Below are 2,192 nucleotides of genomic sequence, written 5' to 3' on the forward strand. Positions count from 1 at the left end.
ACAAAAAAAATGTGTTAGTCTTTATTTCCATCAACAAGTTAATCTGGGGGATTAGCTCAGCTGGCTAGAGCACTTGCTTTGCAAGCAAGGGGTCATCGGTTCGACTCCGATATTCTCCACAATTTTAATAAGGTATAAAGATATAGTTTTATACCACAATAGCGAGAGTTGGAAGCAAATGCTGAAGATGGTAGCTAAAAGAGTACATTGACATGATGAGAAAGACTGAGAAGAGATAAAAAAGAGCAAAAGAAGGGCGTATGGGGGATGCCTAGGGTCTCAGAGGCGAAGAAGGACGTGATAAGCTGCGATAAGCTACGGGGAGGAGCACACATCCATTATATCCGTAGATTTCCGAATGGGGCAACCCAGTTAGTTGAAGACTAACTATTCATACTAAGTATGAAAGCGAACGTGGGGAACTGAAACATCTAAGTACCCATAGGAGAATAAAACAACAGTGATTCCGAGAGTAGTGGCGAGCGAAATCGGAAGAGCCCAAACCTAAGATGTTACGGCATGTTAGGGGTTATAGGACTGCATTTAGAAGTACAATTTAACTTGAATGACTTGGGAAAGTCAACCATAGAGTGTGATAGTCACGTAAGGGTAAGGATTGTAGGACGAGCAGTATCCTGAGTAGGTGGGGGCCGGTGAAACCCCCTCTGAATTCGGCAGCACCATCTGCCAAGGCTAAATACTACTGAGACACCGATAGCGAACAAGTACTGTGAAGGAAAGGTGAAAAGCACGGAGAGTATCCGGGTGAAATAGAACCTGAAACCGTACGCCTACAAGCGGTCGGAGCCATGCGATATGGTGACGGCGTGCCTTTTGCATAATGATCCTACGAGTTACGGTCACCAGCAAGGTTAACTTTTTAAGAAAGGGAGCCGAAGCGAAAGCGAGTCTTAACAGGGCGTTAAGTTGGTGGCTGTAGACGCGAAACCTAGTGATCTACCCATGGTCAGGTTGAAGGTTGGGTAAGACCAACTGGAGGACCGTACCGGTATACGTTGAAAAGTGTTCGGATGAACTGTGGGTAGGGGTGAAAGGCTAATCAAACTAGGAAATAGCTCGTACTCCCCGAAATGTATTTAGGTACAGCGTTGTGGTTGAGTATTATAGAGGTAGAGCTACCGATTGGATGCGGGGGAGTCACATCCTACCAAATTCAGACGAACTCCGAATGCTATAATATATACGCAGCAGTGAGGGCTCGGGTGCTAAGGTCCGAGTCCAAGAGGGAAAGAACCCAGAACTACAGCTAAGGTCTCCAAATCTATACTAAGTTGAACAAAGGAAGTCTGACTGCCGAGACAGCCAGGATGTTTGCTTGGAAGCAGCAATCATTTAAAGAGTGCGTAACAGCTCACTGGTCGAGCGGGGCGGGCATCGATAATAAGCGGGCATAAAGTATAGTACCGAAGCTTAGTCAAGAAAATATTCTTGGGTAGGGGAGCATTCTGTCATCAGTGAAGGTGTACTTTGAGGTATGCTGGAGAGGACAGAAAAGCAAATGTAGGAATAAGTAGCGATAATGAATGTGAGAACCATTCACACCGAAAGACTAAGGATTCCTCCGCTACGTCAATCAACGGAGGGTAAGTCGGATCCTAAGGATAATGCGAAAGCAGAAGCCGATGGTAACCAGGTTAAAATTCCTGGACCACTAATAGTTTCGAAGCGGGGACGGATTTTAAAGCTTCATACGAACTGACGGAATAGTTCGTTGAGAGGAGACTTCGGTCGAATCGAATGAGGGGATAAGGTTCCAAGAAAAGCCGATAAGTTATGATTATTAGTGACCGTACCGCAAACCGACACAGGTAGTCGAGGCGAGAAGCCTAAGGTGCTCGAGTGAATCACGGCTAAGGAACTAGGCAAATTAACCCTGTAACTTCGGGATAAAGGGAACCTGCAGCAATGTAGGTCGCAGAGAAATGGCCCAGGCGACTGTTTAACAAAAACACATGGCTATGCGAAGATTAATGTCGACGTATATGGCCTGACACCTGCCCGGTGCTGGAAGGTTAAGAGGGGATGTCATCGCAAGAGAAGCATTGAATCGAAGCCCCAGTAAACGGCGGCCGTAACTATAACGGTCCTAAGGTAGCGAAATTCCTTGTCGGGTAAGTTCCGACCTGCACGAATGGTGTAACGATCTGGGCACTGTCTCAGCCGTGAGCTCG

1 tRNA gene and 1 rRNA gene are annotated in these 2,192 nt (G+C 46.5%); both read left to right on the top strand.

Annotated elements, in window-relative coordinates:
• Nucleotides 1–45 precede the first annotated feature (45 nt).
• Nucleotides 46–119: transfer RNA gene (locus tag EGI22_RS15525), tRNA-Ala, on the top strand.
• A 121-nt stretch (nt 120–240) separates the two neighbouring features.
• Nucleotides 241–2,192: ribosomal RNA gene (locus EGI22_RS15530) — 23S ribosomal RNA — on the top strand; the annotation flags it as partial.

The organism is Lacihabitans sp. LS3-19 (genome assembly GCF_024343575.1).
Classification (GTDB): Bacteria; Bacteroidota; Bacteroidia; order Cytophagales; family Spirosomataceae; genus Leadbetterella.